The sequence below is a fragment of the Acidovorax sp. GW821-FHT10A04 genome, from assembly GCF_059415825.1.
The window spans coordinates 175,884-200,847 of record NZ_JBWKNZ010000009.1; the positions used below are offsets into that span (position 1 = coordinate 175,884).

The following is a 24,964-nucleotide window of genomic DNA, read 5'->3' on the forward strand; positions in this document are numbered from 1 at the left end:
ATGGCCGAAAAATCCAACAAGGTACTGCTGCAGGTCAAGGGCCTGAAGGTGGCCTACGGCGGTATCCAGGCCGTCAAGGGCGTGGACTTCGAAGTGCGCGAAGGCGAGCTGGTCTCGCTCATCGGCTCCAACGGCGCCGGCAAAACCACCACCATGAAGGCCATCACGGGCACGCTGCCCATGGGCGATGGCGACATCGAGTACCTGGGCAAGAGCATCAAGGGCAAGGGCGCCTGGGACCTGGTCAAGGATGGTCTGGTGATGGTGCCGGAAGGCCGTGGCGTGTTTGCGCGCATGACCATCACCGAGAACCTGCAGATGGGCGCCTACATCCGCAAGGACAAGGCCGGCATCCTGGCCGACATCGAGAAGATGTTCACCATCTTCCCGCGCCTGCGCGAGCGCAAGGACCAACTGGCCGGCACCATGTCGGGCGGTGAGCAGCAGATGCTGGCCATGGGTCGCGCGCTGATGAGCCAGCCCAAGGTCCTGCTGCTGGACGAGCCCTCCATGGGCCTGTCGCCCATCATGGTGGACAAGATCTTTGAGGTGGTGCGCGACGTGTACGCCCTGGGCGTGACCATCGTGCTGGTGGAGCAGAACGCAAGCCGCGCGCTGGCCATCGCCGACCGTGGCTACGTGATGGAGTCGGGCCTGATCACGATGACCGGCCCGGGCCGGGAACTGCTGAGCGATCCCAAGGTGCGCGCCGCCTACCTGGGCGAGTAAGCACCCGCTGCACGCAAGAAAATGCCGCCCCTCGGGGCGGCATTTTTCATGGCGGGTGCCGGCCGATGGCAGGCCAGGCCGCGCTCAGTACTTGTACTGTACGCCCAGCGTGGTCATCTTCACGCCCGAGTTGTCGTCCGCGAAGTGGAACTTGTGGCGCTCCCACTCCACCACGGCGGCCCACTGCTGGTTGAAGTTCCAGCGTGCGCCCAGGCCGTAGGACAGGCCGAAGCCGCTGTCCTTGCCCGTGGCCACGCCCAGGCCCGAGAAGCCCGTGGTGCGCGTGCGGCCATAGGTGGTACCCACCTTGCCGAACAGGTCGAACTGCTCGTTCAGCGGGGCCCGCCCGACCAGGCTCAGGTTGACGCCCTGGGCCCGGGTGGTGCCCCCCAGGCGGTGGGCCTTGCCGGCATTCAGGTAGCTCAGTTCCACGCCGGCATTGGGGTGGAAATAGCCGCCGGTGGACAGCTTCCAGGCGGCGTCGGAGTCGTCGAAGCCCAGGCCGGTGCCAGCGGGGCCGGCGTTGAGATCGTAGTTGGAGCGGCCACCGCTCAGGCCGATGTAGCCTTGTTGGGTGTACGGGATGACAGAGTCACGCTGCTGTTTTGCCGCGCTGTTGCTGCTGCTGGTCTGCGCCTGCACGCCGGTAGCGGCGCAGGCGGCTGCAGCAACTGCCAGCCAGGGAATCATTCGGAGCGGGGATGGCATGGGGTATGTCCTTGGATCGTGGAGAAGTTCGGCGGGAGGGGTGTGCCCGCGAGGCGAACGCCCAATCTAAGGCGTGGCCCGGCCTGCCCCTGTAGGACTGTGGGCAGCTGGCGGGTAGGCCCAGCCCGGGGATCCGGCGATCTGCCGGTTGGGGCCGCGGGGCCGCTCGGATGGGTCTCGGGTCGGCCTGGAATGGCCCGGCGGTTAAACTCCGGGCAGTCACGCTGGCGTCATGGTTTTGTCATGGCGTCGTCATTTTCAAGAAATCCCATCCCCCGTTCCAGGAGCCTCTCCCATGCTGTTTGCCAAGCTGTTGCCACGCGAAGGCAACTTTTTCGAAATGTTCAACCAGCATGCGGACCGCATCGTGGAAGCGGCTCGCGCCTTCTCGCAACTGGTGGCGAACTACAACGATCCGCACCTGCGCGACAAGTACAACCAGGACGTCGACAACGCCGAGCGGGCTGCCGACCGCGTGACGCACGAGGTCAACAAGGCCATCCACAAGACCTTCATCACCCCCATCGACCGTGAGCAGATCCACACGCTGATCAACACCATGGACGATGTGGCCGACCTGATCCAGGACTCGGCCGAGACCATGGCGCTGTACGACGTGCGCCACATGACGGACGAGATCACGCGCCTGACGGACCTGAGCCTCAAGTGCTGCGAGCGCGTGCGCGATGCCGTGAAGCTGCTCGACAAGATCGCCGACCCTGCCGTGGCCGAGGCCGCCCTCAAGACCTGCGAGGAGATCGACAAGCTCGAATCCGACGCCGACCGCGTGATGCGCAGCGCCATGAGCAAGCTGTTCCGCGAGGAGCCCGATGTGCGCGAAGTGATCAAGCTCAAGGCCATCTACGAGCTGCTGGAAACCATCACCGACAAGTGCGAGGACGTGGCCAACTGCATCGAGGGCATCGTCCTCGAGAACTCCTGATCGACAGGGTCCAGCAGCATGCAAACCGTACAAGCAGCCCTGTGGGTTGTCATCTTGCTCGTGGCGCTCGCCCTCCTGTTCGACTTCATGAACGGGTTCCACGATGCCGCCAACTCGATCGCCACGGTGGTCTCCACCGGCGTGCTCAAGCCCGCGCAGGCGGTGCTGTTCGCGGCATTCTTCAATTTCGTGGCCATCTTCGTGTTCCACCTGAGCGTGGCCGCCACGGTGGGCAAGGGCATCGTGCAGCCCGGCATCGTGGACACGCACGTGGTGTTCGGCGCCCTGGTGGGCGCCATCACCTGGAACGTGATCACCTGGTACTACGGTATCCCCAGCAGCTCCTCGCATGCGCTGATCGGCGGCATCGTGGGCGCGGTGATCGCCAAGGCCGGCGCGAGCGCGCTGGTCTCCACCGGCATCCTCAAGACCGTGGCCTTCATCTTCGTCTCGCCGCTGCTGGGTTTTGCGCTGGGCTCGCTGATGATGGTGGCCGTGGCCTGGATCTTCCGGCGCTCGCGGCCGAGCAAGGTGGACAAGTGGTTCCGGCGCCTGCAGCTCGTCTCGGCCGGGGCCTACAGCCTGGGCCATGGCGGCAATGATGCGCAAAAGACCATCGGCATCATCTGGCTGCTGCTGATCGCCACGGGCTATGCCTCGACGACCGATGCCTCGCCCCCGACCTGGACCATCGTGAGCTGCTACGTGGCCATCGGCCTCGGGACCATGTTCGGTGGCTGGCGCATCGTCAAGACCATGGGCCAGAAGATCACCAAGCTCAAGCCCGTGGGCGGCTTCTGCGCCGAGACGGGCGGGGCGCTGACCCTGTTCCTGGCCACCACACTGGGCATCCCGGTTTCCACCACGCACACCATCACCGGCGCCATCGTCGGCGTGGGCTCGACCCAGCGCGCCAGCGCCGTGCGCTGGGGCGTGGCCGGCAACATCGTCTGGGCCTGGGTGCTCACCATCCCGGCCAGTGCCTTCGTGGCGGCCATCGCCTACTGGGTGAGCCTGCAGCTGTACTGAGCCGCGGCCAGGCACCGGCCAAGAAAAAGGCCCCCGGGATGATGCATCCCGGAGGCCTTTTTTCGTGGAGAAGGGCCTATTGCGAGATCTTGCGCGCTTCCTCGATCTGGTACTCGAAATAGCGCTGGAAGCTGAAGGCCAGGCTGGCCATCAGCACCGTGGTGCCCAGCAGCAGGGCCAGGACGATGGCGCCGATGGTGGTCCACTGCGTCTGGCCGGCGGGCGCGTCCACCGGGGTGTTCGGGTTGTAGCGGGCGTTCCAGCGCTCGGGCGTCGTCAGGCCGTACAGGATGGCGCGCAGTGCGCAGCCGGCGATGGTGAAGCCCAGCAGGGGGATCAGCACCCAGCTGTAGTGGTCGTCCTGGCCCAGCTGCTGCACGCGCTGGATGCCATAGATCCCCAGCGCCGTGGGGATGGGCAGCAGCCAGCCCAGCATGTCTCCCATGCCGTGCAGGTAGAAGCGGTGCAGGCCCAAAGGGCCGCCCAGGAAGGCCAGCCAGGCGGCCAGGGTTTTGTTTTTCATGGGGTGGATTATTCCGGCGAAGTGGTGTCGCCCGCGCCCAGGGTCTTTTCCATGAGCACGATGTCGCGCCAGGCGCCGAACTTCCAGCCCATGGAGCGCAGCACGCCCACGTCCGTGAAGCCCAGGGCGCGGTGCACGCCGATGGAGCCGGCGTTGGCCGAGTCGCCGATCACGGCCAGCAGCTTGCGCACGCCCGCCGCCTCGGCCTGGGCGATCAATTCGGCCAGCAACTGGCGGCCGACCCCCATGCCGCGGGCGCTGTCGGCCACGTAGATCGAGTCCTCGGCCGAAAAGCGGTAGGCCGGGCGCGGCTTGAACCAGTTGGCGTAGGCAAAGCCCAGCACCTGTCCCTCCTGCTCGGCCACCAGCCAGGGCAGGCCGCGCGCCAGCACGTCGGCGCGGCGGCCTGCCATGTCGGTTGCGGTGGGGGGATCTATCTCGAAAGTACCGGTGCCGTTGAGCACATGGTGGGCATAGATGGCGGTGATCGCGGGCAGGTCGGCGTCGGTACTTGGACGAACAATAAGCATGAAAGGGGGAATTGGATATAATCGCGGGCTTTGCAGCGTGTCGCTGGCCGGGTGGCCATGTCGCGTGTCTCAAGCGTTGCGAATATGGTTGCGAACACTGTGGCTTTCGGCAGGCATTGCCGGAACCCAACACCCGAAGGATAAATCATGGTCGTCATTCGACTCTCTCGCGGCGGCTCCAAGGGCCGTCCATTTTTCAACATCGTCGTTGCCGACAAGCGCGTGCGCCGCGATGGCCGCTTCATCGAGCGCCTGGGCTTCTACAACCCCACCGCCAAGGAAACCGAAGAAGGCCTGCGCATCGCCCAGGACCGCCTGACGTACTGGCAGAGCGTGGGCGCCCAGTCCTCGCCTACCGTGGACCGCCTGATCAAGCAAGCCGCCAAGAAGGCTGCTTAAAGCTCCCTGAAAAGGGCGGGTTCCGTCGGCTTGCCTGGCGGAACCCGCCCTTTTCCTATTTCCGAGATCCATTCCATGGCCACGAACCTGACCCTCGAACCCGCAGAACTGCCTGCCGACGCCGTCGAAGTGGGGCGCATCGCCGATGCCTGGGGCATCAAGGGCTGGTTCAAGGTGCTGCCCCACAGCAGCAACCCCGAGGCCCTGTTCTCCGCCAAGAGCTGGTACCTGCAGCCCTCCGAGCGGGGTGCCAAGACCTTCTCGGGCACCGTGCTGCTGCCGATCCGCCAGGCCAAGGACCATTCGGACACCGTGGTGGCCTGGGCCCAGGGCATCGACGACCGCAACGGCGCCGAGGCGCTGCGCGGTGCGCGCATCTTCGTGCCGCGCTCGAGCTTCCCCTCCACCGCCACCGACGAGTACTACTGGGTGGACCTGATCGGCCTGGCCGTGGTCAATCGCGAAGGGCTGGCCCTGGGCAGCGTGCGCGAGCTGCTCTCCACTGGCCCGCAGACCGTGCTGGTGATCGAGTACGAGGAGGGGGGCAAGGTGCAGGAGCGCATGATTCCCTTCGTTGCCAACTTCGTCGACAAGGTCGAGCTGCCCGAAAAGCGCATCACCGTCGACTGGCAACCCGACTACTGAGCCCACGGTAGCAGACGGCTGCGCACCATGCGCTTTGACATCATCACCCTGTTCCCCGAGCTGTTTGCGCCTTTTCTGGCCAGCGGCGTGACCCGGCGCGCCTATGCCAGCGGCCAGGTGGACGTGCGGCTGTGGAACCCGCGCGACCATGCCGAGGGCAACTACCGCCGTGTGGACGACCGGCCCTTTGGCGGCGGCCCCGGCATGGTGATGCTGGCCGAGCCGCTGGCGCGCTGCCTGGCGGCCATCCGCAGCGAGCGGGCCGAGCCCGCCGAGGGCCAGGCCCCGCTGGTGCTGTTCTCGCCCATCGGTGCGCCGCTCAACCACGCAGCCGTGGAGCGCTGGTCCGCCAGCGCCGGGGCGGTGCTGCTGTGCGGGCGCTACGAAGGCATCGACCAGCGTTTCATCGATGCCCATGTGGACGTGCAGATCAGCCTGGGCGATTTCGTGCTCTCGGGCGGCGAGATCGCCGCCATGGCGCTGCTCGATGCCGTGGCGCGCCTGCAGCCCGGCGTGCTCAACGACGAGGGCAGCCACCAGCTCGACAGCTTCAACCCCGCGCTCGACGGCCTGCTCGACTGCCCCCACTACACCCGCCCCGAAGAGTGGGCAGGCCAGGCCGTGCCGGCTGCGCTGATGTCGGGCCACCATGCGCAGATCGAGCGCTGGCGGCGTGACCAGCGCCTGGCCATCACCGCGCGCCACCGCCCGGACCTGATTGCGGCAGCCCGTGGGGCCGGCCGCATCACCCCCGCCGACGAGGCCGTATTGGCCAAATTGCGCTGACTTGCTATAATCAAAGGCTTTTCGATCCTCTGGCCGGCCGTTTTGCCCTGGCGCCCTGATCTTTTGGGGCCCCGCACGACACAGAACCGTCAATCCCGACGAAGCCATTTTTTGGCGCGGACATGATCGTTGGATGTAAACATGAACCTGATTCAAACCCTGGAAGCGGAAGAAATCGCCCGCTTGAACAAGACCATCCCCGAATTCGCCCCTGGTGACACCGTCATCGTGAGCGTGAACGTGGTGGAAGGTACCCGCAAGCGCGTGCAGGCTTACGAAGGCGTGGTGATTGCCAAGCGCAATCGCGGCCTGAACAGCGGCTTCACCGTGCGCAAGATCTCCAGCGGCGAAGGCGTGGAGCGTACGTTCCAGACCTACAGCCCGCTGATCGCCGGCATCGAAGTCAAGCGCCGCGGTGACGTGCGCCGTGCCAAGCTGTACTACCTGCGTGACCGCAGCGGCAAGTCGGCACGTATCAAGGAAAAGCTGCCTTCGCGCGTCAAGGTTGCTGCCGCAGCCACTGCCGCCTGAGGACTGGCCCCGTCCAGACAAGCCGCTACAGCCAGCCTGTAGCGGCTTTTTGCTTTTTTGCCGCTCCCTGTTTGCCATCCATCTCGCCCACCACCTTGCACCTTGCCACCGCAGTGAACCCACCGATCAGCCCCGTGTCCTCCGTCATTCCGCCCCTGTCCACCCTGCCCGATTTCGATCCGCGCAAGGTGCCGGTGGTGGGGGTGGACGGGCACCTGCCCTCTGTTGCGCTGGCCGCGCAGACCCCCGAGGCGTTGCGCCTGCGGTTTGCCCAACCGCCGCAGTGGGAGCCCGAGGTGGTGCTGGAGCGCAAGTTCGCCAACCGCGAGCCGGCCCATGCCTCGGTGCTGCTGGCCATCGTGCTGCGCGAGCAACCCATGGTGCTGTTGACCGAGCGCACGGCGCACCTGTCCACGCACTCGGGGCAGATCGCCTTTCCCGGCGGCCGCGCCGACCCCGAGGATGCCGACCCGGCGGACACCGCGCTGCGTGAGGCCTACGAGGAAGTGGGGCTCGAACGCCAGTACGTGGAGGTGCTCGGTTCGCTGCCCGTCTACGTGACCGGCACCTCCTTCATCATCACGCCAGTGGTCGCGCTGGTGCAACCCGACTGCGTGCTCACGCCCAACCCCTACGAGGTGGCGGACCTGTTCGAGGTGCCGCTGGCTTTTCTGCTCGACCCGGCCCACCACCAGCGCCACCGGCTGGAGTGGGAGGGGGTGGCCCGTGAATGGTTTTCGATGCCCTACCAGGACGGTGACAAGAACCACCACATCTGGGGTGCCACGGCAGGCATGCTGCGCAACTTCTACCGCTTCATGCTGGCCTGAGCCTGGCGGCCGGCAATTGCAAAGCCGTTCCATGAACGCGCAGCGCCAGTATCATTGGCGCCCATGAGTTTCTTCGCCATCCTGTTCGCTCTGCTGATCGAGCAGGCCCGTCCGCTGGCCCGCAGCAATCCCATCCACGCAGGCTTGCGTGCATGGGCCCTGTCGGTGAGCCGCAATTTCGACGCCGGCAAGTCCCACCATGGCTGGGTGGCCTGGGGTCTGGCGGTGCTCGTGCCGTCGCTGGTGGTGCTGGCCATCCACTGGCTGCTGCTGTGGGGGCTGGGCTGGCCGTTCGCCGTGCTCTGGAGCGTGGCGGTGCTCTACGTCACCCTGGGCTTTCGCCAGTTCAGCCACCACTTCACCGGCATCCGCGATGCGCTGGAAGAGGGCAATGAGGACGCGGCCCGCGAGCGCCTGGCCCACTGGCAGCAGGTGGACGTGGGCCTCTTGCCGCGCAGCGAGATCGTGCGCCATGTGATCGAGTACTCGGTGCTCGCCGCCCACCGCCACGTGTTCGGCGTGCTGGCCTGGTTCTCGGTGCTGGCCGCGCTGGGCCTGGGGCCCACGGGCGCGGTGCTGTACCGGCTGGCCGAATTCGCCTCGCGCTACTGGCACTACCGCCAGCGCATGGGCGCCCAACCCGCGAGCGAATCGTTGCAACGCGCATCGGCCCAGGCCTGGACGGTGATTGACTGGGTGCCTGCGCGGCTGACCGCACTGAGCTTTGCGGTGGTGGGTAGCTTCGAGGAGGCGATCGAAGGCTGGCGCTTCCATGCGCAGCGTTTTCCGAATGACAACGATGGGGTGGTGCTGGCTGCGACGGCAGGGGCCATCAACGTCCGCCTGGGGGGCGAGGCGCTCAAGGCCCGGTCGGTGTTGCATACGCCGCAGGGGCTGGAGATCGATGCTGATATGGGGGACAGCGACTCCACCCCGGGGCGGGAGCCTGAAGTCGGGCATCTGCGCAGTGTCGTGGGGTTGGTGTGGAGGTCGGTGGTGGTGTGGATGCTGCTGCTGGCTTTGTTGACCTTGGCTCGCTTGCTGGGCTGATCTTTGTTTCTTGGGTGAGTGGTTGGCTGGCTTGTGCAGCATGCCTGTGCTGAAGGCGGGAGCCGGGATGTGCGCCCGGCGGCGCACCCACTTTCTTTTGCGTCGCCAAAAGAAAGTGGGCAAAGAAAAGGCGACCCCCAGTCTGCGTCCCTCCGCTTCGCTGCGGGCAACCTGCGATGCTCGGATCTGGGGTGGTGCCGATGAACTCGCTGCGTTCCCCCTGCGGGTTAACTCCGCTCAAACAGCATCGGCAAGCCAGACCACGAAGTGCATGTGTCCTTCGGCACATGCACCCACCCCAGCTCCTGCGCTTCTCGGCGCAGCCAGCAGGGGTGGGGAGCGGGTACCAATCGGCTGCTGCTGCGCAGCTGCGCCTGGGGTCGGTTCGCGCTGCGCGCTGCCGACGGTTGGGGGGCGATCGCCCTGGCGAGCCGAGCGAAGCAATGGCCCGTGTTGGTATCCACCCCCTTCTGACCGTGCCGAGAAGCGCAGAAGCTGGGGTGGCGCGTGTGCCGAAGGACACACGCGCTTCGTGATCTGACTCGCCGCAGATGTCTGAACGGAGTTCGCCCGCAGGGGGAACGCAGTGAGTTGCGAGGCGCACCCCAGCTTGGAGCATCGCAGGCTGCCCCCTCGCCCACCGGGCGAGGGGGACACGGGCAGCGGGGTCGCCTTTTCTTTGCCTACTTTCTTTTGGCGAAGCAAAAGACAAGTAGGTGCGCCGCCGGGCGCACATCCCGGCCTCCGCCCTCAACAAGCGACAGAAGCAGCCATCGCTACAGAATCTTCCCGGTATTCAATACCGCGTATGGCTCAACTCAGCAAACAGATCCCCATAGATCCGGTACCGGTTCTCGCTGATCCCATCGTCCTCGGGGCCACGCTTGACCGCGTCGATCACACCACAGCCCGGCTCGTGCAGGTGCGTGCAGTTGTAGAACTTGCAGTCCGTGGCATGCGCTGCGATGTCCGGCATGCAGGCCGCCAGTTGCATGGGCGCGATGTGGTGCAGGCCGAATTCCTGGAAGCCCGGCGAGTCGATCAGCGCCGTGGTGCGTTCCTTGTCCATCCAGTACCAGTGCGTGCTGGTGGTGGTGTGCTTGCCCGAGTTCAGGGCCTGCGAGATCTCGCCGGTGAGCACCGTGGCGCCGGGCACCAGCAGGTTGATCAGCGTGCTCTTGCCCGAGCCCGAGGGGCCCAGCACCAGCGTGGTCTTGCCCGTGAGGTGCTCCATGAGCAGGGCCCGGTCCACGTCGCTCGACAGGCGCAGCGACAGCGGCAGCACGCCGTAGTGCTTGCCCGCGCCCATGTGGCGGTAAGGCAGCAGGCGCTCCCAGGCGCGCGCGAAGGGCTCCACCAGGTCGCTCTTGTTGAGGGCGATGATGGGGGTGATCTGCGCCGCCTCGGCGGCGATCAGGGCGCGCGAGAGCTGGCTCTCGGAAAACACGGGTTCGGCTGCGATGAGGATCAGCACCTGGTCCAGGTTGGCTGCGAAGGACTTGGTGCGGATCTCGTCCTGGCGGTAGAACAGGTTGCGCCGCTCCTGGACCTTCTCGATGGTGCCTTCCTCGCCCTGGCCGGGTGGGGGGGCCTGCCAGAGCACGTGGTCGCCCACCACGGCCTGGCTCTTCTTGCCCCGGGGGTGGCAGATGCGGCGCTCGCCATCGGGGGTCTCGACCATGCAATGGCGCCCGTGGCTGGCGACCACCGTGCCTTCCATGAGGGCGCTGCGCTCAGCCATGGTGTTGTTGCCTCACAGGGCGACCAGTGCGTCGAAGCGGGCGGCGCACTCGAAGTCGGTGCTGGAGATGCCCTTGACGTCGTGCGTGTTCAGCCGCACCACGCAGCGGTTGTAGTGCACCGACAGGTCGGGGTGGTGGTCCTGCGCATTCGCCACGAAGGCCACGGCGTTCACGAACGAGATGGTTTCGTAGTAGTTGGCGAAGCAGTAGGTCTTCTCGATGGCCACGTCGGCACCGTCGCCGGCCAGGCTCCAGCCCTCGACCTTGGCCAATTGGGTGACCACCTCGGTGGCGGTCAGTGCGCGGCGCGTGATGGCCGACCAGTCTTTTTTTGGGAGCATGGACGAAGAAGAGGAGGGCGAAGTCATGGGGCAGGTGCCGGGGTGTGCATGCGCGCCAGCCGCTCGGTGGCAGGCGGGTGCGAGTAGTAGAACTTCACGTACACCGGGTCGGGTGTCAGCGTGGAGGCATTGTCCTCGTACAGCTTGAGCAGGGCCGAGGAGAGGTCGGCACCACTGGCCTGGGCGACGGCATAGGCATCGGCCTGGAATTCATGGCGGCGCGACTGCCGCGCGAAGAGCGGCGAGATGAAGAAGGTGAAGACCGGCACCGCCAGCATGAACAGCAACAGCGCCAGCGCATCGTTGGGCGCAGCAGCCAGGGCCGGATCGAACGAGATGTTGGGGCGCACGCCCAGGCCGGTGTAGAACCATACCTGGTTGGACAGCCAGCCCAGCAGCGCGAAGCCCACGAGGCTCATGGCGAACATGGCCACGATGCGCTGGACGATGTGGCGGTGCTTGAAGTGGCCCAGCTCGTGGGCCAGCACGGCCTCCACTTCGCCGGGCGCGAGCTGGCGCAGCAGCGTGTCGTAGAACACCACGCGCTTGGCCGCGCCAAAGCCCGTGAAGTAGGCGTTGGCGTGGGCGCTGCGGCGGCTGCCATCCATCACGAACAGGCCCTTGGCCGAGAAGCCGCAGCGCTGCATGAGTGCCGTCACGCGTTCCTTGAGCGACTCGTCCTCGAGCGGCTGGAACTTGTTGAACAGCGGCGCGATGAAGGTCGGGTAGATCACCATCAGCAGCAGGTTGAAACCCATCCAGAAGCCCCAGCCCCAGAGCCACCACAGGGGGCCGGCCGCGCCCATCAGCCACAGGATCAGCGCCGCGATCGGCAGCCCGATGAGAGCGCCCACGAGCAGGCCCTTGAGCGCATCGGCCAGCCACAGGCGCAGCGTCATCTTGTTGAAGCCAAAACGCTCCTCCACCACGAAGGTCTGGTAGAGCGAGAGCGGCAGGTCGATGAGGCCGCTGATGGCCGCAAACGCCACCAGCAGGGCCAGTTGCTGCCACATGCCGCCGCCCATCGCGGCCACCAGCGCCTGGTTCAGCGCATCCAGGCCGCCCAGCAAGGTCCAGCCCATCAGCACCGCGGCACCGAGCGCCATCTCCAGCATCCCCAGGCGTGCCTTGGTGACGGTGTAATCGGCCGCCTTTTGGTGCGCGGCCAGGGGGATGCGCTCGGCGAAGGCCGCCGGCACGCTGGCGCGGTGGCGCGCCACGTGGCGGACCTGCCGGCTGGCCAGCCAGAACCGGAGCGCCAGGCCGACGATCAGGGCTGCGGCGAAGGCCAGGGTGAGCAGCATCGAGGGGGAAAAGTCTTCTGAGGGAGCCATGTGCAGGGAGTTTAGGTCATAGGAGACAATGCCGGCCATGTCAGAAGTCAACAACCCTACCCCCCAGAAGCTCGCCAAATCGGACCAGAACCTGGTCTGGCTCGACTGCGAAATGACCGGCCTGGAGCCCGACACCGACCGCCTGCTGGAAATTGCCGTCGTCGTGACCGGCCCGACCCTGGAGCCCCGCGTCGAGGGCCCGGTGTTCGCCATCCACCAGTCGGACGCACTGCTCAACGGCATGGACGCCTGGAACAAGGGTACCCATGGCCGCAGCGGGCTGATCGACAAGGTCAAGGCCTCCACCGTGACCGAGGAGGAGGCCGAGCAGCAGATCATCGCCTTCCTGGCCCAGTACGTGCCCAAGGGCACGGCGCCCATGTGCGGCAACAGCATTGGCCAGGACCGGCGATTCCTGGTGCGCTACATGCCCAAGCTGGAGAAGTTCTTCCACTACCGCAATGTCGATGTCAGCACGCTCAAGGAACTGGCCAAGCGCTGGAAGCCCGAGGCCTACACCAGCTTCAAGAAGGCGCAAAAGCACACTGCCCTGGCCGACGTGCACGAGTCCATCGACGAACTGGCCCACTACCGCGAGCACTTGCTGTCGGTGGGGGCGAAGTAAGCCACCTGCAGCCGCCCGGCGCGCCCTGAAGGGGGCGCCAGGTGGCAGGTCGCGCCACCGGGGTTGCGAAGTTGAAGGGTATTGCGGGGAAACCCTTATCCGTGTCATAATCGCTGGCTGCGCAGGAATCCCCTCGCAGATTGTGCATCTCCCCTCACACACCGGGCTTGCCAGCCGACTGTCCTTCGACAGTGCAGGACTGGCGAATAACGCCCACCCGCTTTGGCCAGTAGAGCCAGCGCAGGTTTCGTTTGATGGTTGATGTTTTTTAACCATTTGACGAAGCCAATCGTGGGCTGCGCCCGCGACCGTCTTCGTGAGAGAAAAATTCATGACCGACACCTCTTTGGTGCAGGGCGAATTCGCGCCTGCCGATACTTCCTTTGCTGCCGACATTTCCGTGCAGTCCTCCGCCCTGGACTCTGCAGTGGCCGTTGCCGCTGAAGCCGACGCCGCCGTGACCGCCGAGCCCAATGGCTTCGTGGAACTGGGCCTGGCCCCCGAACTCGTCCAGGCCGTGGCCGACCTGGGTTACACCCAGCCCACCAGCGTTCAGCTCAAGGCCATTCCCCTGGCCATGGGTGCTGGCGCCGATGCCAAGCATTTCATTGACCTGATGGTCTCCAGCCAGACCGGCTCGGGCAAGACCGCGGCCTTCCTGCTGCCCGTGCTGCACACGCTGATCAACCAGCAAGCCGCTGCCGAAGCCGAAGAACGTGCTGCTTTCGAGCGCGCCGTGGCCGAAGCCGCCGAACGTGGCGAACCCGCTCCCAAGCGCGCCAAGCGCAAGGACCCCACCAGCTCGCGCAACTTCAAGGCCGCCACCCCCGGCGCCCTGATTCTGTGCCCCACGCGTGAACTGGCCCAGCAGGTGGCGCACGACGCCATCGACCTGGTCAAGCACTGCCGCGGCCTGCGCGTCGCCAACGTGGTGGGCGGCATGCCTTACCAACTGCAGATCGCCAAGCTGCAGAACGCCGACCTGGTGGTCGCCACCCCTGGCCGCCTGCTGGACCTGCAGCGCTCGATGCAGATCAAGCTCGACAAGGTGCAGTTCCTGGTCGTCGACGAAGCCGACCGCATGCTCGACCTGGGCTTCTCGGACGACCTGGCCGAACTGAACCAGCTGACCGCCCAGCGCAAGCAGACCATGATGTTCAGCGCCACCTTCGCGCCCCGCATCCAGCAACTGGCCATGCGTGTGATGCACGACGGCGGTTCGTCGGTGCAGAAGGTGACCATCGATTCTCCGCAAGAGAAGCACGCCAACATCAAGCAGGTGCTCTACTGGGCCGACAACGCCCAGCACAAGCGCAAGCTGCTGGACCACTGGCTGCGCGACACCACGATCAACCAGGCCATCGTTTTCGCCAGCACCCAGGTGGAGTGCGACGGCCTGGCCAATGACCTGCAGCAGGAAGGCTTCTCGGCCGTGGCACTGCACGGCGCCCTGAGCCAGGGCCTGCGCAACCGCCGCCTGATGGCGCTGCGCGCCGGCCAGGTGCAGATCCTGGTGGCGACCGACGTGGCCGCACGCGGCATCGACGTACCCACGATCACCCACGTGTTCAACTTCGGCCTGCCCATGAAGGCCGAGGACTACACCCACCGCATCGGCCGCACCGGCCGTGCCGGCCGCGATGGCCTGGCCGTGACGTTCGCCGAGTTCCGCGACCGCCGCAAGATCTACGACATCGAAGCCTACAGCCGCCAGCAGTTCAAGTCGGAAGTCGTGCCCGGTATGGAGCCCACCCAGCGTGCGCCCCAGGCACCGCGCGGTGGCGACTTCGGCGGTGGCCGTGGTGGCCAGGGCCGCTCGTACGACAACCGTGAAAACCCATCGCGCGGCCGCTTCAATGGCCCTGCGCGTGGCAATGACCGCGGCGGCAACGACCGTGGTGGTTTCGGTGGCGGCTTTGGTGGCGGTTTCGCCGGCCGTGGCAGCGACAACAACAACAACCGCGGCGGCTTCCCAGGCGGCGGCCGTGACGGTGGCTACCAGGGTGGCAACGGCGGTGGCGGCTATGGCGCTCCCCGTGAAGACCGTGGCTTCGGTGGTGGCGCTCCGCGCCGCGATGCCGAAGGCTATGGCCGCAAGCCAGGCTTCGGCGATGCCGGCCAGGGCCGTTTTGCCCCCCGTGCCGACGCCGGCGCACCGCGTGGCGACTTCGCTCCGCGCAAGCCCGCATTCTCCAAGCCAGCCGGCGCTGGCGGCGGCAAGCCCTTTGTGGCCCACGACGCACGCAAGCGTCCCGCCCGTCCCGCACGCTGATCGCAGATCCTCCTGCTGAATGAAACCCGCCCCCGGCGGGCTTCACCAAAGGGCTGGCACCGCAAGGTGCCAGCCCTTTTTTGCGTCGGCTGCCACGCCGGGCCTGTTTTCTGCAGCCGTGTCGTCAATAATTGCCCACGGAGGAATTTGTCGTGGTGTCATCTCTATCCTCGGGGGCCGATTACGAGCACATGTTCGAGCTGACCCCTGTGTCGTTGTGGCTTGAGGACTTCAGCGAGCTCAAACAGCTGTTCGATGGCTGGCGCGCGGAAGGGGTGACCGATATCCGTGCCCACCTGGCCCAAGACCGGGCCCGCCTGCGCCAGTGCAGCGCCTCGCTGCGCGTGCTGCAGGTCAACCGCCGCACCCTGGAGCTGTTCTCTGCCGACAGCCTGGAGCACCTGGTCGCCAACCTGGACAAGGTCTTTCGCGACGACCGCCACGACACGGCATCGCACGAGCTGGCACAGCTGTGGGATGGGCAGCTCGAGTTCTCCAACCAGACCGTGAACTACGCGCTCGATGGCCGGCGCCTGGACGTGCAGGTGCGCGCGCGCATCCTGCCGGGCCACGAACACGACTGGAGCCGGGTGCTGGTCTCGCTGGAAGACAACACCGTGCAGTTCAACGACGCACGCCGCATCCAGCGCAGCGAGCAGTACGCACGCGACCTGTTCGAGCACTCGCCCGTGTCGCTGTGGGTCGAGGATTTCAGCGCGGTCAAGAACCTGCTCGACGGCGTGCGCGCCCAGGGCATCGGCGATTTCAAGACTTTCCTCAAGGTGCACCCCGACTTTGTGGGCCGCTGCATGCAGGAGATCCGCGTCATCGACGTGAACCAGCAGACGCTGCGCATGTTCGGTGCCTCCAGCAAGGACATGCTGCTCAACAACATCGGCCGCGTGTTCCGCGGCGAGATGCACGAATCCTTCGGCGAGCAGTTGCAGGACCTGTGGGACGGCAAGACCTTCCAGCAGCGCGAGGTGGTGAACTACTCGCTGTCGGGCGACGCGGTGAACATCCACATGCAGTTCTCGGTGCTCGACAGCCACCGGCACGACTGGGGCCTGGTGCTGCTGTCGCTGGTGGACATCACCGCGCGCAAGAAGGCCGAGGCCTACCTCGAATACCTGGGCAAGCACGATGTGCTGACCCAGCTGCGCAACCGTGCCTTCTATGCCGAGGAGCTCAACCGGCTCACGCGCAAGGGCCCCTGGCCACTGTCGGTGATCGCCATCGACCTCAATGGCCTCAAGGTCGTCAACGACGAGCAGGGCCATGCGGCCGGCGACTCCATGCTGCGCCGCGTGGGCGAGGTGCTGGCCAAGGCCGTGGACGCGCCGGCCTGTGCTGCGCGCATCGGCGGCGACGAGTTCACCGTGCTGCTGCCGGGCACCGACGAACGCGGGGCCCTGGCGCTGCAGGAGCGCATCATCTCCATGCTGGACCTGAACAACCAGTTCTACCCCGGCCAGCACCTGAGCCTGGCCATGGGCATTGCCAGCTGCCAGTCCGGCGATGCGGTGGAGGCCACCATCAACCGCGCCGACCAGGCCATGTACGCGGAAAAGAACCGCTACTACCAGCAAAAGGACAAGGACCGCCGGCAGTCAGGCCCGTGATGCCGCAGTTGCCTGCTGCCGCAGCGCTGGCCGGTCAAAAATTGACGGGAGCGCGGCCGATGTCGGGCCAGCGGTGGTGCAGGTAGATCCACGACACCAGGCCGATGCACAGCATCAGCAGCGAGGACAGGGCCAGTAGAACGGTCGAATGCATCACCAGCGGTGCGATCACGCCGGCCACCAGCCCGTTGGCCGTGGAGCCCACGAAGGCCTGCATCGACGAGGCCATGCCCCGGCGTTCGGGGTGCAGGTCCAGCACCAGCAGCGTCACCACCGGCACCATCAGCGCCCAGCCGAACGAGAAAACGGCGATCGGCAGCAGCGCCCACCAGGCATGGGGCGGGAACAGCAGGTTAGCCGCCAGGTTGAGCAGCGCCACCGTGAACATGATCAGAAAGCCGTGGCGGATCTGCCGCTTGGGCGGTATGCGGCCGGCAAGGCGGCCGCTGAGCCAGGCGCCGCCCATGATGCCCGAGATGGTCAGGATGAAGAACCAGAAGAACTGCGTGGGCGCCAGCGAGAGGTGGTCCCCGAGGAACGCCGGTGCCGACAGCACGTACAGGAACATGCCGTTGAAGGGCACGCCGCTGGCCAGCGCCAGCAGCACGAAGCGCGCGCTCGAGCCCAGCTGCACATAGCCGCGCACCAGGTGGCGCACGTTGAAAGGCTGGCGCTGGTCCACGTGCAGCGTCTCGGGCAGCAAGCGGTAGTTGGCGGTCCACAGCGCCACGCCCACCAGGGTCAGGAACCAGAAGATGCTGTGCCAACCGGTGTGCACGAACAGCCAGCCGCCGACGATGGGCGCGATCGCCGGGGCCACGCCGAAGTAGATGGTGACCTGGCTCATCACCTTTTGCGCCTCGGCGGGCGGGAACATGTCGCGGATCACCGCGCGCGAGACCACGATGCCGGCGCCCGTGGACAGGCCCTGCAGCGCGCGGAAGAGCACCAGTTGCCCGATGGTCTGCGACAGCGCGCAGCCGGCCGAGGCCAGCGTGAACACCGCGATGCCCCACAGGATCACCGGCCTGCGGCCGAAGCTGTCGGCCAGCGCACCGTGGAACAGGCTCATGAAGGCGAAGCCGAACAGGTAGGCCGAGAGCGTCTGCTGCATCTCCACCGGCGTGGCGCCCAGTGCCGCGGCAATGCCCGAGAAGGCCGGGATATAGGTGTCGATGGAGAACGGCCCCAGCATCCCCAGCACCGCCAGCAGCACCGCCAAAGCCCAGCGGGGCGCTTTCCAGAGCAGGTGGGCTTGTGGGTTCATGCGGGGGCGGGATTCGTGAGGGGGTGCCGCGGGTGGGCGAGAAAGAGGCCCGACGCGTGGCGGGCTTCTCGACCGATTATGCGGGAAGCGGCTGGCTCCGGCACTGCGCCAGCGCAATGCCTGCACCATCTTGGGGCCATCTGGCCGGGTCGCCAGGGCGCGCAGCGCCCCGGGGCTTCAATAGGTGTAGGGGATCCACTCTCCGTTGCCCGACTTCATCATGTACTTGCCGGACGCGTTGCGCATCACGATCACGTCGGCGTTCTCCGAGACGAAGGGCGTGGTTTCGGGCGCCTGCAGGCGCTCTGCCAGGGGACGGGCCGTTGCCGCGTAGGGATTGTCGGCCAGCAGGTCGCCCAGCAGCGTGAACAGGCCCAGGTAGCTCATGGGCTGGTTCACCACCAGCGGCGCGGTCGGCGGCGCCTCGGGGGCCTTCTTCATGCCCACCAGCTTCACGGCGGCCGGCACCAGCGTGATGCGCGGGCCCGGGATCTCGCGCATGCCCGAGATCTGGATCTTGTCGCCGCGCAGCGAGGCGCCGTGCTCGGGCACCAGCATCACCACCACCGGGCGTCCGGCGCTCTCCAGCTCCGAGATGAACTTGTCGAAATCGGCCATCAGCTGCACCAGGCGTGGCTTGTAGGTGTCGAGGCTGCTGCGCGAACTCATGCCCGGCACGCGGTTGCCATCGTGCAGCGAGATGGTGTTGTAGTACAGCGCCACGGGCGCGCCGCCGGCCTGGGCGCTGCGCTTCTTCCACCACTGCGACAGCAGGGCATGGTCGTTGTAGATCGGCGAGCCATCGAAGTTCTGCATGTGCACCGGCGCGTCCTGGTTGCGCTGCAGCTTGCCGGCCAGGCCCCCGCGCTGCTCCAGCGTGTGGGCGAACTCCTCGTACACGCCATCGTGGTTCAGCAGGCCCGCCGTCTGGTAGCCCAGCTTTTCCAGGTTGGGGAACACATAGCACTGTGGATCGATGCCTTCGTAGAGCTTCTTGTGCGGCGTCTGGCCGCAGGAGCCGTGCAGCACCCGCAGCGATGCCGGGCCGCTGTAGCTGGCCGCGCTGTTGAAGTTGGTGAACAGCATGTCGAAACGCTGGAGCAGCGGGTGGTTGCGCTGGCCCACGAATTCCATGTCGTCCCAGGACAGCGAGCACACGTGCAGCAGGATGAGGTCGAAGGGCGGCGTGCCGCCCGCGGCTGGGGTGAACTGCAGGCGCTTTTGGCCCTCGCTGGCGTAGAACTTCTGCAGCAGGGTATCGGGGTCCGAGGCATCGGCCGCCTGCGTGCCGTCGCCCTGGCTGGCCAGGGTGCCGGCGGCGTTCTCCTCGGCCTTGCGTTCCTGGATCGCAGCCACCAGCGGCACGCTCAGGATGCCGACCAGGGCGAAGGTGGCAAAGCGCACGCGGCGTGCCAGCGCGCCGTACAGGAACAGGCCGGCGATGGCCATCACCAGGGCTGCGGGGCTCACCAGGCGCCCGGCCAGCTCCAGCCAGTAGTCGGCGCTGAAGCCGGCCAGGGCCTTGAGCTGGGAGAGCACCCGCTCCAGCGTGGGCAGGTAGGAGTCGTAGTAGAGCAGGGCGATCGCCACGGGCCAGGCCAGCACGGCGCGCGTGCGCCGCGCCAGCCGGTGCCCGATGGGCGGCAGCAGGGCCAGCCACAGCAGCAGGTTCAGCCACCAGCTGAAGCCGATGTAGCCCGTGAAATACAGGCCGACCTTGGCCAGGAAATACAGGTTCCAGTAGCTCATGCGCGCAGCCCTTGCTGCCCGCGCTGGCGGCCCAGCGGCCAGCGGGCCCGGGCGGCTTCGAGCAGCGACTCCCAGAACTTGCGGTAGCCCAGCACGCCCAGCTGGGCGATTTCCTGCAGGCCGTGCAGGGGGCGGTCGGTGTCGTGGCTGTCGTTCCACTCGCGCCAGGTGTCCGGGCGCGCGAAGGTGCATTGCACCAGGTCGATCTGTTGTTCGCGGGTCATGGGGTCGAATTGCAGGCCCGTGGCGCCCTGGCCCCGGTGCAGCATGATGGTGGCGGGGAAGGTGCACTCGGTGTTGCCGCGCCACAGGCCTACCTGGACCCGGTCGCCCACGGTCAGCGGTGTGCCGGCCGGCATCTGCAGGCCCAGGCCCGTCATCGAGAAGTCGATGCACACCGCCTGCAGCACGCTGCCGTCGTCCTGGTACAGCGTGGCCTGCAGCTGCGTGGCCACGCGGTGCATGCGGCGCACCTGGCGCGCCTCGGAGGCCACGCCCAGCGCGGCTCCCAGCATCAGGATGCTGTAGGTGGTCCACAGCAGGTTCATGAGCACGGTGGCGGTCTCGTCCGTGTTCCAGAAGAACAGGCGCCCCAGTCCGAAGCCGAAGGCCGCGAAGTTCAGCAACACCAGCACCGTGTAGGGGCGCGAGATCACCCAGTCGAAGTACGGCTGCTCCACCAGGCCGCCCTTGGCGGTGACGTTGAACTTGCCCAGGCGCGGGTTGATCAGGGCCACCGTGGTGGGCAGGGCCACGTACCAGGCCAGCACCGTCTCGTAGACCTCGGCCCAGAAGGTGTGCCGGTGCTCGCCCTGCACGTGGGCGTTGGCGATGTTCGACTGCAGGATGTAGGGCAGCACGTACAGCGCGATCATGATGGCGCCCGCGTTGATGATGTGCCACTCGAAGAACAGAAAGGCCATGGGCGCGGTAAGGAACACCAGCCGTGGCAGACCGAAGAAGAAGTGCACCATGGCGTTGGCATAGCAGATGCGCTGCCACAGCGTGAGTCCCTTGCCCAGGAAGGGGTTGTCCACGCGGAAGATCTGCGCCATGCCGCGCGCCCAGCGGATGCGCTGGCCCACGTGGGCCGAGAGGCTCTCGGTGGCCAGGCCGGCGGCCTGGGTCTCGTTGATGTAGGCCGTGGTGTAGCCGCGGCGGTGCAACTTGAGGGCGGTGTGCGCATCCTCGGTCACCGTTTCCACGGCGATGCCGCCGACTTCCATCAGCGGGCCGCGGCGGATCACGGCGCAGGAGCCGCAGAAGAAGGTGGCGTTCCAGAAGTCGTTGCCGTCCTGGATCAGGCCGTAGAACAGCGCGCCCTCGTTGGGCACGCGGCGGAAGGTGCCCAGGTTGCGCTCGAACGGGTCGGGCGAGAAGAAGTGGTGCGGCGTCTGCAGCATGGCGCACTTCGGGTCGCGCTGGAACCAGCCCACGGCCGTGGTCAGGAAGGAGCGCGTGGGAATGTGGTCGCAGTCGAAGATGGCGACCAGGTCGCCATCGGTCTTGCCCAGCGCGTGGTTCAGGTTGCCGGCCTTGGCGTGGTTGTTGTCGGGGCGCACGATGTAGCCTACGCCCATGGACTCGGCAAAGGCGCGGAATTCCTCGCGCCGGCCGTCGTCCAGGATGAAGACCTTGACCTTGTCCTCGGGCCAGTCCAGCGCCATGGCGGCCAGCACCGTGGTGCGCACCACGCTCAGCGGCTCGTTGTAGGTGGGGATGTACACGTCCACCGTGGGCCACGATGCCGGCACGCCCTGCAGTGCGGCCGGGCGGCGCTGCAGCGGCCAGGCGGTCTGGATGAAGCCCAGCACCACCACCAGCCAGGTGTAGGCCTCGGCTGCCAGCAGGCCGTAACCCAGGACGGCTTCGATGGCCGTGTCGAACTCGATGGACGAGGTCACGCGCCACCAGGCATAGCGGCCCATGGCCAGCAGGCTGATGGCCGCCAGCGCCAGCGACGGGTAGCGTCCCGGCAGGCGCCGCAGCACCAGCGACAGGCTCCAGCACAGCAGCATGAACAGGGTCTGCCCGAACCAGTTGAAGGGCGTGGTCATCACCACCAGGCCGGCCACCATGCCGATGGCCAGCACCACCCAGCGCAGGCCCGGTATCTCCATGGCGGGCGACAGCAGCCGGTCGGCCAGGCGCATGCCCTTGTCCACATTCACGTGGGTGGCCAGGCGGTCCATGGCGCGCAGGAACAGCCGGATCGGCCAGAACACGGCGAAGAGCGCCAGCGACAGGCCTTTCCAGCCCCAGCGCAGTGCAAAGCCCAGGCCGGCGAACAGCCAGCGCAGCGGCTGCAGCAGCCAGGGCAGCAGGGCGCGGTCCGGCGTGGCGGGCAGCACGACGCAGCGCCACAGCCACATCCACCAGGGGGCGCCGGGCGCCACTTCGAGCTGGCGCGCCAGCCACTGCCACGCCAGGTGCAGCCATGCGCGGGCGCCGCGCGCCGCGGCGCTGTCGGCGCGCGGGGCCATGCCGGTCTCGGGCTGCCCCGTCATGGCCGGCTTGCTCCCGCCGCAAGCATCGAGGGGGGCATCTGGCGTTGGCCGGTGAGCCAGTTGCACACGCCTTGCAGGTCGTGGGCCGACTGCGCCTGGGGCGCGAAGCTGCCCACGCTCATCGAGCGCGCAAGCGCGCGCGGGATGTTCTCGTCTTCGTGCAGCGTGTAAGGGATCAGCCGCTCGCCCCATTGCTGGCGCAGCTTCTGCAGCGCTTCGCGGTGCGAGATCCGGCGCGGGTCGAAGCGCGTCACCAGCACGCCCTGGTCTGCCGGTGCGGCCGTTGTCGCCTCGTACAGCAGGGCCTGCACCATGTCCGGGTCGGCGCAGGCACGGGCCGAGGCTTCCAGCGTCACCAGCACAACATCCGCGCAGCGCAGTGCTGCCCGTGCCAGGGGGGACGGCCAGGCCGGCGTGTCCAGCACCACGGTGCAGGCGTCGGGCACGTCGAGCAGCTCCAGCTGGTCCAGCAGCCAGCGTGGCTGCACCTGCAGCTGCCGGTGCAGGGTGTCGACCGCCTCCGGCGCCACCTTGCCGAAGGGCAGCACGCTGACGCCGTCCGTGTTGTCGAAGCCGGCATCGGCCCACCACTGGCCTGCCGCTGCCAGGGGGGCCCAGCCCAGGGCGCTGGGCTCGTGCATGCCCAGGTGCCTGGCAAGAAGGTTCTGGGCACACAGCTCCACCGCCAGGCAGGGTTGGCCCTGGCGCGCCAGGAGCGTGGCCAGGTGGGCGGTCAGGGTGGTCCGCCCCGTTCCACCGAGCGGCGATACGACGGCAATCACGCGCATGCAGGATCTCTCTTCATTCGTTCGGTCATTCCGCGGACGGCGGGCTCGCCGCGCCAGGCGGCGGCAGCGCGGGGCGGTAGGGCTGCACGCAGCGCAGCGGCCGGTGCGCGTGCCGCAGGCGGCGCAGCACCAGCCAGCACGGCCAGGCCAGCAGCGCGCCCAGCACGGTGTAGAGCAGCAACTCGATCAGGATCTTCATGCCATCGACCTCGGTGAGGGGCGCGGCACGGCACGCCGCGCAATGGGCCGGTGCTGCACGGCGGGGCCGTCGGCCAGGGGCAGCAGCGGGCGGGATTCGGTGCCGGCAGCCTCGGGCGCCAGGCCGGGGGCGGCCGGCAGCGCCGGCGTGACCGCCGATGCCGCCTGCGCCGGGGCCGGTGCAGTGGCGGGCCGGGGGCTGCCCGCGAGGGTGGCGCTGTAGTCGGGCAGGCCCTTGCGCACCGATTCGTGCAGGGGGGCCAGCATGGCGCGGATGCCGGTGTCCGAGCTGTCCGTGGCCTCGCTGGAGAACAGCTGGGTCAGCGGCAGCGTGAACAGGCGGTGCAGTGCCAGCTCGACGTCGGGCTCGCGGCAGGCGAACAGGAAGACGTAGACGCTCTCATGGTCGGCCGTGAGCAGGTCGCCGTCGCGCGCGGTGTGGCAGGCGCGCAGCGCATCGAGGTGCGGGATCTGCGCCAGCACGTTCAGCCGCACCAGGCTGTGCGACAGGCCGATGCCGTGGGTGCGGTCCAGCATGCCGCGCACCAGGGTACAGAACTGTGCCGGTGGCTGGTAGCCGCGCTCGCGCGCAGGCATGAAGCTGTCCAGCGCCTGTTCATAGTCGGGATGCACCTTGCGGGTGTGGCTCTGGGCGTTGATGTCCTGCAGCAGCTGCAGCAGCCGGGAGAAGCCCACTTCCTTGTAGACCACGGCGCTGGCGCCCAGCTGCAGCAGGGCCTGCTCGCTGTGTGTGCGCAGCTTGCCCAGGTTCTCGCGCACCACGATCTTGAGCGTGAGGGGGCGCGACAGGCGCAACTGGTGCACCAGGCGCGCACGCGCCTCGAAGTCCGATGCCTGGCCCGCGTCGATCAGCACCGTGGCGGCCACGCTCGCGGCGGCGGCGACCTCCAGGTCGGCCAGGCTGTCCACGATGCGCCAGTGGCCCGGAACGCCGCGCTGGCCATCGACCGAGGCGCGCGTGGCGATCACCTCCGACTGGTCCACCGCCTCGACCAGTTCGCGCACGGCACCCCGGGTGCGCGTGCCGTCGGCGGCCAGGCGGTCCCTTGCGCCATCGTGCAGCAGGCCGAAGGCGGTCTGGAACAGGGCGCCGGCATCCGTGTTCCAGCGCTCCAGGCCCAGGCTCCAGCGGTCGGCCTCGGCGCGCAGCGTGGCGATGTGCATGGACATCTGGCACAGGTTGCGCAGCGCGGGCAGCAGCACCTCGGGCTCCAGCGGCGGGAAGAAGCCCAGCACCACCGGGCGCAGGCGCTCGCGGCACAGGGCGCTGAGCTGGCGGCTCACCCGCGCAAGCTCGGTCACGCTCAGGCCGCTGAGCAGGCCCTGGGCGTCGCAGACGTACAGCGCGTGCCCGGGCTGCAGGCCGGTGCGCTCGAGTTCTTCGACCAGGGGGGCAAGGCCATGGCGCCGCACCTCGGCCTGCAGGCCGGGCGCGAGCAGCCACAGCTGCAGGCGCCCGGCGCGGTAGGCCGCCTGCAGTGCGGGGCGTTGCAGCAGCCCGTCGGTCCACGCCGCGCTCGAGGCGACCAGGGCCACCGGGCCGGCCGCGACGGCGTCCTCGATCAGGGCCGGAAACCACAGCGCGGCGCTGCTGTCGTCGGCCGCCACCAGCGACACCGGCACATGGGGCGGCACCAGGCCCACGCCATCGGGCAGGCCTTCGATGCCGATGCGCGTCGGCGTGGCGCCGGCGGCTGCATCCTTGCGGGATGCAGGGCGCAGCCAGCGCAGCGCGGAGCGCACCAGCCCTGCGGGTGGCGCGCTCTTGCGCGGGGAAGAGGAAGCGGAGGACATG

At 67.5% G+C, this 24,964-nt stretch carries 24 protein-coding genes; 12 read left to right on the forward strand and 12 right to left on the reverse strand.

What is annotated here, in order from left to right; translation table 11 throughout:
- Positions 1–729 (forward strand): ABC transporter ATP-binding protein, encoded by a 729-nt coding sequence (locus AC07PF_RS19805; RefSeq protein WP_007859785.1) that lies wholly within the window; start codon positions 1–3, stop codon positions 727–729.
- 84 nt (positions 730–813) lie between these two features.
- Here AC07PF_RS19805 and AC07PF_RS19810 read toward each other — a convergent pair whose 3' ends face one another.
- On the reverse strand, positions 814–1,437 hold the full coding sequence (locus AC07PF_RS19810; protein WP_007859786.1) for an outer membrane beta-barrel protein: 624 nt from the start codon (positions 1,435–1,437) through the stop codon (positions 814–816).
- Between the two features lie 295 nt (positions 1,438–1,732).
- Between AC07PF_RS19810 and AC07PF_RS19815 the strand changes: the two genes are divergently transcribed.
- The gene (locus AC07PF_RS19815; RefSeq protein ID WP_007859787.1) at positions 1,733–2,380 is read left to right on the forward strand and encodes a DUF47 domain-containing protein; all 648 of its coding nucleotides are present in this window, start codon (positions 1,733–1,735) and stop codon (positions 2,378–2,380) included.
- A gap of 18 nt (positions 2,381–2,398) precedes the next feature.
- Positions 2,399–3,409 carry an inorganic phosphate transporter gene (locus tag AC07PF_RS19820; RefSeq protein ID WP_007859788.1) on the forward strand — a complete coding sequence of 337 codons (1,011 nt, stop codon included), beginning with the start codon at positions 2,399–2,401 and terminating at the stop codon, positions 3,407–3,409.
- A 76-nt stretch (positions 3,410–3,485) separates the two neighbouring features.
- Here the strand turns inward: AC07PF_RS19820 and AC07PF_RS19825 are convergent, their stop codons facing one another.
- Together AC07PF_RS19825 and AC07PF_RS19830 are read right to left on the reverse strand one after the other, a co-directional pair.
- Positions 3,486–3,932 carry a TM2 domain-containing protein gene (locus tag AC07PF_RS19825; RefSeq protein WP_494604445.1) on the reverse strand — a complete coding sequence of 149 codons (447 nt, stop codon included), beginning with the start codon at positions 3,930–3,932 and terminating at the stop codon, positions 3,486–3,488.
- A gap of 8 nt (positions 3,933–3,940) precedes the next feature.
- Positions 3,941–4,462 carry a GNAT family N-acetyltransferase gene (locus tag AC07PF_RS19830; protein ID WP_007859790.1) on the reverse strand — a complete coding sequence of 174 codons (522 nt, stop codon included), beginning with the start codon at positions 4,460–4,462 and terminating at the stop codon, positions 3,941–3,943.
- Between the two features lie 147 nt (positions 4,463–4,609).
- Between AC07PF_RS19830 and rpsP the strand changes: the two genes are divergently transcribed.
- From rpsP to AC07PF_RS19860, 6 genes are all read left to right on the forward strand, one after another.
- Positions 4,610–4,861: a 30S ribosomal protein S16 gene (rpsP, locus tag AC07PF_RS19835; RefSeq protein WP_007859791.1), complete on the forward strand. Its 252-nt coding sequence runs from the start codon at positions 4,610–4,612 to the stop codon at positions 4,859–4,861.
- Positions 4,862–4,936: 75 nt separating this feature from the next.
- Complete coding sequence (rimM, locus tag AC07PF_RS19840) at positions 4,937–5,506, forward strand: ribosome maturation factor RimM (protein ID WP_007859792.1); 570 nt, start codon at positions 4,937–4,939, stop codon at positions 5,504–5,506.
- A gap of 27 nt (positions 5,507–5,533) precedes the next feature.
- On the forward strand, positions 5,534–6,292 hold the full coding sequence (gene trmD, locus AC07PF_RS19845) for a tRNA (guanosine(37)-N1)-methyltransferase TrmD (protein ID WP_007859793.1): 759 nt from the start codon (positions 5,534–5,536) through the stop codon (positions 6,290–6,292).
- A 141-nt stretch (positions 6,293–6,433) separates the two neighbouring features.
- The gene (gene rplS, locus AC07PF_RS19850) at positions 6,434–6,823 is read left to right on the forward strand and encodes a 50S ribosomal protein L19 (RefSeq protein ID WP_007859795.1); all 390 of its coding nucleotides are present in this window, start codon (positions 6,434–6,436) and stop codon (positions 6,821–6,823) included.
- Between the two features lie 134 nt (positions 6,824–6,957).
- A complete protein-coding gene (locus AC07PF_RS19855; RefSeq protein WP_238541917.1) occupies positions 6,958–7,653 on the forward strand; it encodes a CoA pyrophosphatase in 696 nt (231 codons plus the stop codon).
- 63 nt (positions 7,654–7,716) lie between these two features.
- Positions 7,717–8,703: a CobD/CbiB family protein gene (locus tag AC07PF_RS19860; protein WP_007859797.1), complete on the forward strand. Its 987-nt coding sequence runs from the start codon at positions 7,717–7,719 to the stop codon at positions 8,701–8,703.
- A gap of 796 nt (positions 8,704–9,499) precedes the next feature.
- Here the strand turns inward: AC07PF_RS19860 and rsgA are convergent.
- The 3 genes from rsgA to AC07PF_RS19875 are packed head-to-tail and all read right to left on the reverse strand — an operon-like array spanning position 9,500 to position 12,120.
- Entirely contained in the window at positions 9,500–10,444 is a 945-nt protein-coding gene (gene rsgA / locus AC07PF_RS19865; RefSeq protein ID WP_494612960.1) for a ribosome small subunit-dependent GTPase A, read from the reverse strand.
- 12 nt (positions 10,445–10,456) lie between these two features.
- A complete protein-coding gene (locus AC07PF_RS19870) occupies positions 10,457–10,813 on the reverse strand; it encodes a 4a-hydroxytetrahydrobiopterin dehydratase (protein ID WP_494612961.1) in 357 nt (118 codons plus the stop codon).
- Positions 10,810–12,120 (reverse strand): M48 family metallopeptidase, encoded by a 1,311-nt coding sequence (locus tag AC07PF_RS19875; RefSeq protein WP_494612962.1) that lies wholly within the window; start codon positions 12,118–12,120, stop codon positions 10,810–10,812. Before AC07PF_RS19875 ends, AC07PF_RS19870 begins: the two co-directional genes overlap by 4 nt.
- A gap of 37 nt (positions 12,121–12,157) precedes the next feature.
- Between AC07PF_RS19875 and orn the strand changes: the two genes are divergently transcribed.
- The 3 genes from orn to AC07PF_RS19890 all read left to right on the forward strand — a co-directional run bounded on the left by orn (position 12,158) and on the right by AC07PF_RS19890 (position 16,639).
- Positions 12,158–12,745, forward strand: a complete 588-nt coding sequence (orn, locus tag AC07PF_RS19880) for an oligoribonuclease (RefSeq protein WP_007858462.1) — start codon at positions 12,158–12,160, stop codon at positions 12,743–12,745.
- Positions 12,746–13,076: 331 nt separating this feature from the next.
- Positions 13,077–15,017: a DEAD/DEAH box helicase gene (locus tag AC07PF_RS19885; RefSeq protein WP_494612963.1), complete on the forward strand. Its 1,941-nt coding sequence runs from the start codon at positions 13,077–13,079 to the stop codon at positions 15,015–15,017.
- A 152-nt stretch (positions 15,018–15,169) separates the two neighbouring features.
- Positions 15,170–16,639 carry a sensor domain-containing diguanylate cyclase gene (locus AC07PF_RS19890; protein ID WP_494612965.1) on the forward strand — a complete coding sequence of 490 codons (1,470 nt, stop codon included), beginning with the start codon at positions 15,170–15,172 and terminating at the stop codon, positions 16,637–16,639.
- Positions 16,640–16,673: 34 nt separating this feature from the next.
- On the opposite strand, the gene AC07PF_RS19895 is transcribed toward AC07PF_RS19890, so the two are convergent.
- The 6 genes from AC07PF_RS19895 to bcsE all read right to left on the reverse strand — a co-directional run bounded on the left by AC07PF_RS19895 (position 16,674) and on the right by bcsE (position 24,963).
- Complete coding sequence (locus AC07PF_RS19895) at positions 16,674–17,906, reverse strand: multidrug effflux MFS transporter (RefSeq protein WP_007858455.1); 1,233 nt, start codon at positions 17,904–17,906, stop codon at positions 16,674–16,676.
- A gap of 177 nt (positions 17,907–18,083) precedes the next feature.
- Positions 18,084–19,655, reverse strand: coding sequence for a cellulose biosynthesis protein BcsG (gene bcsG / locus AC07PF_RS19900; protein WP_494612966.1), 1,572 nt, complete (start codon positions 19,653–19,655; stop codon positions 18,084–18,086).
- Entirely contained in the window at positions 19,652–22,162 is a 2,511-nt protein-coding gene (gene bcsA, locus AC07PF_RS19905; protein ID WP_494612967.1) for a UDP-forming cellulose synthase catalytic subunit, read from the reverse strand. The genes bcsG and bcsA overlap by 4 nt, the downstream gene beginning before the upstream one ends.
- Positions 22,159–22,950 (reverse strand): cellulose biosynthesis protein BcsQ, encoded by a 792-nt coding sequence (gene bcsQ / locus AC07PF_RS19910; RefSeq protein ID WP_494612968.1) that lies wholly within the window; start codon positions 22,948–22,950, stop codon positions 22,159–22,161. The genes bcsA and bcsQ overlap by 4 nt, the downstream gene beginning before the upstream one ends.
- A 25-nt stretch (positions 22,951–22,975) precedes the next feature.
- Positions 22,976–23,149: a hypothetical protein gene (locus AC07PF_RS19915; protein WP_158279146.1), complete on the reverse strand. Its 174-nt coding sequence runs from the start codon at positions 23,147–23,149 to the stop codon at positions 22,976–22,978.
- Positions 23,146–24,963, reverse strand: a complete 1,818-nt coding sequence (gene bcsE, locus AC07PF_RS19920) for a cellulose biosynthesis protein BcsE (protein WP_494612969.1) — start codon at positions 24,961–24,963, stop codon at positions 23,146–23,148. The genes AC07PF_RS19915 and bcsE overlap by 4 nt, the downstream gene beginning before the upstream one ends.
- Between the last annotated feature and the right edge of the window lies 1 nt (position 24,964).